Origin of the sequence: Streptococcus sp. HMSC071H03 (assembly GCF_001813035.1) — a bacterium.
Taxonomy (GTDB): domain Bacteria; phylum Bacillota; class Bacilli; order Lactobacillales; family Streptococcaceae; genus Streptococcus; species Streptococcus anginosus.
Genome location: NZ_KV811140.1, coordinates 63,115 through 71,793, shown reverse-complemented (window position 1 = coordinate 71,793; position 8,679 = coordinate 63,115). Strand labels below are relative to the sequence as shown.

The window sequence follows — 8,679 nt, the reverse complement described above, 5'->3', positions numbered from 1 at the left end:
AAAAAGTGTGTCCATTTACTTGACTATGTTGCAAGGGATTCCCTTATTCATCACGTACTATTCCTTTATACGCTTCAAATCCCATATGTTTGTAGAAACCTTTGACAAAAGGGTTCTGTTCGTTAAATTCTTCCTACTCATATTTTAGCAGTTTCTTATCTCTATGACAACCTGAGCTATTTTTTCGATGTTCAAGAAATAATGGTTTCAGCTGTCTTCTTTTTCAAACTTGTTAATAACAGATTTAACACTTTTCAACAACTCCTTAACAGCGGAATGCTCCATTTTTTTCTCCTCATTCCTCATTCTCTCCACCAATACAGCATTCTTCGTGCTCATCTAAACTTTCGTCTGTCTGAATGGTTACTTTTGTAATTCCATACATTTTGAGATGTTGGCGAATGAGCTGCTGAGTTTCTGCTTGTTGTTCGGGATGTTTCATGCAAATATGAATCATCGCAAATTTTTCTAGTCCATCGGTTGTCCAAACATTTAGCTGAGTGACTGTTTGGATATTCTCGATTGTTTGAATTTCTGCATAAAGGTCATTCAGATTTACATCGCTCGGTACGTGATCAAGAAAGATTTGAACATTTTCCCAAAACTTTGGTAGTGCTTTACTCAAGATAAAGGTTGAAATGATGAGTGAAAGCAATGGGTCAAGGAAATACCAGTTTGTAAAACGAAGAATAAAGGATACAAAGATCACAGCCAACCAGCCTAAAATATCTTCTAGAAAATGCAGACTCAGAATGGATTCGTTGTGCGTATGTCCATGACTAACCACCCTGCTGGCTGCAAAGTTGATTACAATTGCAAAAATTCCCAAGATAAGCATACCGTCGTAATTTACCCGTTCAGGCGCAAATAGCTTGGGAACATTTTCAACCAAAATAAGAATAGAGCCCACTATCAAAATGGTAGAGGTCAACATGGCTCCCAGTAAACTATACCGTTTATAGCCTAATGTATAGTTTCTATCACCTCGTCTATTGGAAATTTTTTCAAAAAACGCCGACAAGCCAATCGCTAAGGCATCACCCGTATCATGCACCGCATCTGCTAGCACAGCACTAGAATTAAAAAGAACACCAAAGGTAAATTCAATAATTGCAAAAGAAAAATTTAACAGAAATGCAATCCAGACATTTTTACTTGATTTCATTATTGCCTCCTTCTAATCGCACATTGAGATTTGATTTTATTTATTGTATAATGTATTCAAAACAAAACACTTTGTTCAATTATATTATCTACTATTTTAACGGAGGAAACAAGAAACAAATCTAATGCTTCGTTTGATAGTGTACATTTAAGGAGATTTGTTCGGAAACGATGGATAGACGAGTTAAAAAATCACGCGCAGCCATTTATCAGGCTTTTCTCACTCTTTTGAATCAAAAAAGCTATGAGTCCCTCACAGTTCAAGAAATCATTGACCTTGCAGATGTCGGTCGGTCGACTTTCTATGCTCATTTTGAGACAAAAGAAGCACTACTTGAAGAAATGTGCCAAGATTTGTTCCAACATACATTTGTTGAGCGCTACCAAGCAAGCGAACTTTTTGACGCAACAGCTCATATTTTTTACCATTTCAGGAAAAACCAAGATAAAATAGCCACTTTATTATTATCTAAAAATATTTATTTTATCAATCGTTTAAAATTAGAGCTAGAGCATTATCTTTTTCCTCTCATTCGCGAAAAGTTATTGGCACAAAAGTCTGATTTACCAGAGCCATTTTTAAAAAACTATGTCACGACAACTTTTATTGAAACAGTTACTTGGTGGTTGGGACAACGAAATAAAATCGACGAAGCCACTATTACAGCCTACTATCTTGAGCTAATGCACTAATATAGGACTATAATTTTGGCTATCTCTATGGTATAATTTTTTAAGAACCTTTCTAGGAGAATTTATGAAAAAACAACATTCTATCTTTTTATTACCAGGAATTATCATGATGGGTGTCGCTTTGCGGACGCCCTTTACAACGCTTCCAACTGTCTTAACAGACATTGCCAACGGGCTTCATGTTTCAGTTAATTCCCTCGGTCTTTTGACCAGTCTGCCCTTAATCATGTTTGCTCTCTGCTCTTCATTTTCGGCGCGTTTGGCGAGCAAAATTGGGCTTGAACGGCTTTTTACTCTTGTCCTTGCCCTTCTTACCATTGGCTCTTTGATTCGGATTTTTAATCTACCACTTCTTTATATAGGAACCATTCTCATTGGAGCTTCCATTGCGGTGCTTAACGTATTACTGCCAAGCGTCATTCAAGCCAACCAACCGTATCGGATTGGGCTTTTAACGACAATGTATGTAACCTCTATGGGGTTATCGACTGCTATTGCTTCTTCTATTGCAGTGCCGATAACAAAAGCAACTTCATGGCAAGGTCTTGTTCTTTTTTTGACAATGGTTTGTCTTTTAGCATTTTTGATTTGGCTACCAAATACATCTTATAACCATTTCTTAGTGAACAAAAATAAAGAGCAACAAGGTAACTCTATCTGGAAAAATAAAAAAGTTTGGGCTATTATTATTTTTGGTGGCTTGCAATCATTGCTTTTTTATACTTGCCTAACCTGGCTACCAACTATGGCAACGCAAGCTGGCATTTCAAATGCTTCTGCTGGAGTTCTAGCCTCTGTCTTTAACTTGATTAGCCTACCTTTTTCAATGACCATTCCTAGCTTGACAACACGGCTGTCTCCTCGTCATCGTATGATAATGTTAGCAATTATCTCTGCTGCGGGTGTCCTTGGTATTAGCATGCTCTTAATCCAAACGAATGATTTCTTTTATTGGCTTATTGCCAATATCCTTATTGGGTCAGCTGTGAGTGCTCTTTTCCCATATCTTATGGTTACTTTTTCAACAAAAACGAGTAGCCCTGAACAAACTGCTCAGCTATCTGGCTTAGCACAAACAGGTGGTTATTTACTAGCCGCTTTTGGACCAGCTCTATTTGGTTATAGTGCCGATTTCTTCCATTCTTGGCTACCTGCTGTATGTGTCTTGCTCATTCTTACAATCATTATGATTATTGCCCTCTTTTATGTAGAAAAATCTGATAAAATTTTATAAAAATCAAAAACAGAATGGAGAGTGAACCTTTTTCAGTTGTTGGGCTCTTTTCTCCACTCTGTTTTTTTAATTATCTATTTTCCATGTCTTAGCATCTGGCAATAAACCTACCTTCGAAATTTTAGAAACGTGCCGATTGCCCATAACATAAAAGCCTAGAGGCACAGCTCGCCATTCATCTGTGCAAGTCACGCCAATTCGAGAGCGCGAGCCAATTTGAAACGGGACAGCATTTTCTACCAATTGCAATCTTGAAGTGGTCAAACCTTGACCATCAAATTCCTTGGTAATCCCTGCAAATTTAGTTAATTTTCCTGGGCCATTGGCAAGCAATGTACCGTCTGGTAATTCCAAGGCTCGAATCAAGATGGCTTCTGCGACATTCTCAGCCCTTGTGACTAAATTCAGCATTTGATGCCCGTAGATTTGATAGACATACCAGTGTCCAGCAGATAAATACATAGACTCGTTTTTCGGTGTTCGTTTACCATGCGCACTATGACAAGCACTATCTTTAGCTCCCAAATAGGCTTCTGTCTCAACAATTCGTCCCAACACTTGTCCGTCTAAGCACAATTGCATACCTAACAAGGACTTAGCCGTTGCGACTGTATCTGTCTGCATGATGTGTTTAAATTCTTTTGATAACATGATTTCATTATAACATGAATTCCATACAAAAAAGCAATCGAGAAAGACTGCTTTTTTGTTTAGGAGATTATGATGAAAAAAGTTTTTTAGGATTAGTTATAATATACCTTGTTTTGCTTAAATTTGTCTTAATAGAAAATAGCTAAACCGCTTTCAAAAAATCTTTTTTATGTTAAAATAATAACAAAGAAGAAAAATGAACATTCTGGTTATCAACCCACAATGATATCATGCTTATAAGGACAAAATTTTATGAACAAACGACCTATCCGCCTTGTCATAAGCGATATTGACGGTACTATTTTAAATGACCAACACCAAGTTGATTATCAGCTAAAAATACAGCTTCCTCTTTTGCAAGAAAAAGGAGTTCCTTTTGTGTTGGCATCTGCACGTTCACCACTTGGCATGGAGCCAATCGCACAGCAGCTTGGTCTCATTGACAATCCATTGGCTTGCTACAATGGCGCTCTTGTCATCAAAGGAAATCCTCAGAATTATGAGGTTTTAATGGAACACGCTTTGGATAAAAAAGAAGTTCGTTGTCTGCTAGAGTTCGTCCAAGAGAAGTTTCCAGCTGTAGCTATCAATCTCTATTCAGGAAAGGATTGGTTTGCTGAACAGATTGACAAATGGGTTCAGGAGGAAGCAGATATTACCGGTGAAAATCCCATCCTTCAATCTCTAGTCTCTGTTGTAGAAGATCGTGCTTCTATTCACAAACTTCTTCTGATAGGTGAAGCAGCCACCATCCAAAATCTTCACGACTATCTGCAAAACACAAATTTTCCTAAAACAGCCTTTTATCTTTCAAAAGAGAATTATCTAGAAGTTACAGCTAAACAGGTTTCTAAGGAAAATGCTCTTCAAGAGATTGCTCATTTTTATCACATTTCTCTCCAGCAAGTCATGGCAATTGGTGATAACTTCAACGACCTCCCCATGCTGAAATTGGCCGGATTAGGGGTGGCTATGGGAAATGCTCCTAAAGCAGTCAAAGAGCAGGTTGCAGCCGTTACCCACACCAATAATAATCATGGTGTCGCTCAAGCAATTGAGCAATACGTCTTGGATTAACAGCTATCTTGCCAAAATACAATAGAAAAGCTGACAGATTCATAAAATTCTCTAGTTCCCCATATAAAAAAACACGGACAAGCAAACTAGCAACCAACTAGTTAATTTGTGTTCGTGTTTTCTTTTTCTTATTTAAAATTCTCAATTGCTCCGTCATAATTTGCCCATTCTTTGCTGAAGAATCGATCATTCATCTGGTAAGTCGGAGCAGGCTTAGGATTGGAAATAAAGGGATTGACGGCCTTATCAAACGCCAGCCAGCCAAGCCAGCCCATGTGAATGGTGTCTTGCATAAAGTAGGGCTTCCCACCATCGTTTGAAAAGTCCGCGATATTGGTAAAACCTTGACTTTCCAACTGATAACGAATTTTCTTCACCGCTTGTTGATACTTTTCTTGACTCAAACCAGTATAGGCCATCCATTTTGCATTGACAGGGGGAATAACAAAGATTGGATTCGTTTTTGACTTGGCAAATTGCTTCAAAACAAGTTGTAAATCGTTATACTCGGGAGATTTGGTATAAGAAAACTTTGCTTGCTTTCCTTTAAACTTTTTAATACGTTTCCGCAAGCGATGCTTATAAAATTTATTATCAATTCCTAAATCATTATTAGTCGTGTTTCTTTGAGCATCTTTTGTCGCAAATTCTTCCAAATCCTGATAAGAAAATTTGTCTGGCAAACGCTTAATTTGAGGCTGTACCAATTTTTCATAATTCTCATTACGTTCGGTAAAAAGAGAACTGAAAAGGGCATCCTCACGTTTATTTAAACGGCTGATAAGACGGATGTACTGTTTGTCAAAGTTTGACAGTTTCTGATGATTAGCTATTTTTTTTACATTGTCTTTCATAGCCACCGTAGGATACAGTTGCAGGAGGCGCTTCGCCGCATATTGAGCATCAATGTCTCCTTCTTGCTGGCGCAAGAAACTAGTCAATTGATCACTATTGAAATATTGTTGAAATGCTGCTGGACTGTAGCCTTTTTTAGTAAACCATTGGGGAGAGACAACATAGATAGCTGGCTTATTTTTTAACTGCGGAAGCATTTGCTGCATGCCAAAATATTGCGTAAGAGATGCGGCTCCTCGTTGTCCTAAAAAATACGGACGATAATTACGCTTATATTTTTCTGACAAAACCGCAGGATGCATGCTGTCAAAGCGCAGCCATTCACTTGAACCAAAGTAAGGAACAAAGCGGTGCTTCTTATCTGTCAAAGCACGTACTTTTTGCGTTCTTCCCTTGAAACTTCCCGCCGTCAAAGTAACAGCTGAGCGCTTTTCAGCTTGGTAATCATGTTGTTGCTTGGTTGGGTAGAAAAATAGTAAAGCCACCACCATCAAAAGGGCGCAGAAAACTGGGCCTAAAATGAGCCACAATCGTTTAAGCATTGCGCAGCTCCGTTACGCCTTCAATAATTTTATTAGCAGTATTCCAATCATCACGACCAAATTCTGAGACGGGAACATGAATGTCAAAACGGTTTTCCAATTCAACAATCAATTCAACCGTTCCCATACTGTCCAGAACTCCTGCATCAAACAAATCTTCGTCCATCATGTCTGATACATCTTCCATAAATAAATCATCAATAATTTCTAATACTTCTGCTTTTACGTCCATTAGAGAACTCCTTTTTTATTTTTTAAACCATAAGTCATTCAAAAATCCTGAGAAGATTAAGAATGAAAACATTACAACATTAAAGGTGATAAACATCCCCACTGCTTGTGTCCATGTGTTATCTGAGAATGGTGGCAAATTCTTCTTTTTCCGCTCTTTATTGATGATCTTCTTCTTTCGCACCCAAGCATCATTGATAACGAGTCCTAGACCGTGAAAGAGTCCATAAGCAATATAATACCAAGTGACTCCGTGCCAAAAGCCCATGACTAGCATATTGATGATATAAGCTACACTTGAAGTGGTATTCCGATTTTTAAAAACTTTGTTTCGGATAAGTACTGTAACCAGACGCATAAAGACAAAGTCACGGAACCAAAATGATAAACTCATATGCCAACGATTCCAAAATTCTTTCAAATCATGCGAAATAAAAGGCTTATTAAAGTTAATCGGACTTTTAATTCCCATTAGATTGGAAATAGCAAGGGCAAACATTGAATAGCCGGCAAAGTCAAAGAACAAATCCAGTCCAAAGATATACATTACTCCTAGCGTTGGTAGATTAAACCAACCACCCATTTGTAATGCGTACTGCTTCAAAGGCGGTAATATCATAGAGCCGAAGATATGTGCTAAAATAAACTTATATAGGAAACCTAGCATGATATAATGCACTGATTTCTCAAGCATATCCAACAATTCATCACGCTCAGGGATATTTTCATAATCTTGATTGAACCGCTTAAAACGATCAATCGGCCCACTTGAAAAAGTTGGCATAAAGAGCATGAAACGTAAAAATTCCCATAAACTAAAGTCTTTGAGCACACCATCTCGAAGCTCAATCATCATTCCTACTGAACGGAAAGTTAAGTAGGAAATTCCTAAAAAGCCCAATAATGATTGATGACCATAAATAGCCGGCGTTACCTTTACAAAGAAAAGCGGCAGGATAGACAAAGCAATGTGCAAATAGAAAATCCATTTGCTATCTCCCGTTTTTCGATAAATTTTATAAGACCAAACCCAAATCATCTGCCAAATAACGTAAAACAGTAGCGCATAAATTTGCGTTAACTTTGGTCCAGTCAGCATAAAAATGATAAAAGCAAAGCTGACCAGAGCTTCGTAAATGGGAAATCTTTTTTTGAAGAATAAACCAACAAAGATTGGCAAAACGGCTAAAATGATATAAACAAAATACTGCGGATCCCCGTACGGTTCCAAGTGAGGAAGCTGTCTTATGAAATCCATCATCGGTTGTTGACCTCGCTAATCAAACCTTTAATATCAATCTTACCATTTGGTGTCAATGGCAAGGAATCCCGATAAAGGAATTTGGAAGGCATCATATAAGACATCATAATATCTTGCAAATCTTCTTTGATAGCTTTGGTGATGTCAATCTCACGCTCAAATTGTTCCTTAACCCCGTCCTTCAGGATGACATAGGCTAGAAGGTTTTGTACTTTATGATCTTTATTATAACGCGGTACAGCCACAGCTGAGTCCACATATTGAGACTTGTTCAGGTTTTGGGAAACATCTTCTAATTCAATACGAAAACCGTTGAACTTGATTTGGAAATCCATACGACCGCCATAAAGCAGTAAACCTTCATCTGTCATAGTACCAACATCACCTGTATGATAAGCTGGTAACCCTTCAAACTCAAAAAATGCTTCGGCTGTTTTCTCTGGATTGTTCATATAGCCTTTTGATACAGCTGGTCCAGATATAATGATTTCTCCTTGCTCACCATTCGGCAGTTTGTTTCCGTCTTCATCAATCACAAAAGTTGGAGAATCCGCTTTGGTATAGCCGATCGGCAAGCGTTTCATATTTGTCAGCATATCATCCGTTATAGCAACAGCAGATAGAGCCACAGTTGCTTCTGTCGGACCGTAAGCATTGATAATACGTGCATTTGGAAAACGGTCACGCAATTTTTGAGCCGTTTTAACCGTCAATTCTTCTCCGTCAAAGTAGAAATGCGTAATGCCTGGCATTTTTTCAGCATTGAAATCCTCAGACAGCATCGCCATATCTGCAAAAGACGGTGTTGATGTCCAAATGGCAATCGGCAAATTCAAGATAGTTTCAAATAACTGCTTGAAATCTTGCGTAATGGCAGACGGAACCGCAAAAAGTGTGCCTCCAAGTGCTAAGGTTGGCGCCCAATACATAACCGATAAGTCAAAAGAATAAGGTGGCTGCGCCAACATTTG

9 protein-coding genes are annotated in these 8,679 nt (G+C 38.2%); 3 read left to right on the top strand and 6 right to left on the bottom strand.

Translation table 11 applies throughout. The features are described from left to right. Positions 1-295: 295 nt before the first annotated feature. Entirely contained in the window at positions 296-1,165 is an 870-nt protein-coding gene (locus HMPREF2887_RS00365; protein ID WP_021002219.1) for a cation diffusion facilitator family transporter, read from the bottom strand. 170 nt (positions 1,166-1,335) lie between these two features. On the opposite strand from HMPREF2887_RS00365, the gene HMPREF2887_RS00360 reads away from it, so the two are divergent. Then, the gene (locus HMPREF2887_RS00360) at positions 1,336-1,857 is read left to right on the top strand and encodes a TetR/AcrR family transcriptional regulator (RefSeq protein ID WP_021002220.1); all 522 of its coding nucleotides are present in this window, start codon (positions 1,336-1,338) and stop codon (positions 1,855-1,857) included. Positions 1,858-1,921: 64 nt separating this feature from the next. Next, positions 1,922-3,091: a CynX/NimT family MFS transporter gene (locus HMPREF2887_RS00355; RefSeq protein WP_021002221.1), complete on the top strand. Its 1,170-nt coding sequence runs from the start codon at positions 1,922-1,924 to the stop codon at positions 3,089-3,091. Between the two features lie 66 nt (positions 3,092-3,157). Here the strand turns inward: HMPREF2887_RS00355 and HMPREF2887_RS00350 are convergent, their stop codons facing one another. Then, positions 3,158-3,742 (bottom strand): DNA-3-methyladenine glycosylase, encoded by a 585-nt coding sequence (locus tag HMPREF2887_RS00350; RefSeq protein ID WP_021002222.1) that lies wholly within the window; start codon positions 3,740-3,742, stop codon positions 3,158-3,160. A 252-nt stretch (positions 3,743-3,994) separates the two neighbouring features. Here HMPREF2887_RS00350 and HMPREF2887_RS00345 point away from each other — a divergent pair, with 252 nt between their 5' ends. Then, positions 3,995-4,819, top strand: coding sequence for a Cof-type HAD-IIB family hydrolase (locus HMPREF2887_RS00345; RefSeq protein WP_084740309.1), 825 nt, complete (start codon positions 3,995-3,997; stop codon positions 4,817-4,819). Positions 4,820-4,947: 128 nt separating this feature from the next. Here HMPREF2887_RS00345 and dltD read toward each other — a convergent pair whose 3' ends face one another. From dltD to dltA, 4 genes are all read right to left on the bottom strand, one after another. Beyond that, entirely contained in the window at positions 4,948-6,216 is a 1,269-nt protein-coding gene (gene dltD / locus HMPREF2887_RS00340) for a D-alanyl-lipoteichoic acid biosynthesis protein DltD (RefSeq protein ID WP_003026724.1), read from the bottom strand. Then, positions 6,209-6,448, bottom strand: a complete 240-nt coding sequence (gene dltC / locus HMPREF2887_RS00335; RefSeq protein WP_003026725.1) for a D-alanine--poly(phosphoribitol) ligase subunit DltC — start codon at positions 6,446-6,448, stop codon at positions 6,209-6,211. The genes dltD and dltC overlap by 8 nt, the downstream gene beginning before the upstream one ends. A gap of 15 nt (positions 6,449-6,463) precedes the next feature. Then, on the bottom strand, positions 6,464-7,708 hold the full coding sequence (gene dltB, locus HMPREF2887_RS00330; protein ID WP_021002224.1) for a D-alanyl-lipoteichoic acid biosynthesis protein DltB: 1,245 nt from the start codon (positions 7,706-7,708) through the stop codon (positions 6,464-6,466). Then, positions 7,705-8,679 (bottom strand): D-alanine--poly(phosphoribitol) ligase subunit DltA (gene dltA, locus HMPREF2887_RS00325; RefSeq protein WP_148131467.1); only part of this gene is annotated, 975 nt, incomplete at its 5' end. The genes dltA and dltB, both read right to left, overlap by 4 nt.

Coding starts and splice junctions, on each gene's coding strand:
- HMPREF2887_RS00365 (WP_021002219.1), bottom strand. CDS start 1,165: ATGAAATCAAGTAAAAATGTCTGGATTGCATTTCTGTTAAATTTTTCT.
- HMPREF2887_RS00360 (WP_021002220.1), top strand. CDS start 1,336: ATGGATAGACGAGTTAAAAAATCACGCGCAGCCATTTATCAGGCTTTT.
- HMPREF2887_RS00355 (WP_021002221.1), top strand. CDS start 1,922: ATGAAAAAACAACATTCTATCTTTTTATTACCAGGAATTATCATGATG.
- HMPREF2887_RS00350 (WP_021002222.1), bottom strand. CDS start 3,742: ATGTTATCAAAAGAATTTAAACACATCATGCAGACAGATACAGTCGCA.
- HMPREF2887_RS00345 (WP_084740309.1), top strand. CDS start 3,995: ATGAACAAACGACCTATCCGCCTTGTCATAAGCGATATTGACGGTACT.
- dltD (WP_003026724.1), bottom strand. CDS start 6,216: ATGCTTAAACGATTGTGGCTCATTTTAGGCCCAGTTTTCTGCGCCCTT.
- dltC (WP_003026725.1), bottom strand. CDS start 6,448: ATGGACGTAAAAGCAGAAGTATTAGAAATTATTGATGATTTATTTATG.
- dltB (WP_021002224.1), bottom strand. CDS start 7,708: ATGATGGATTTCATAAGACAGCTTCCTCACTTGGAACCGTACGGGGAT.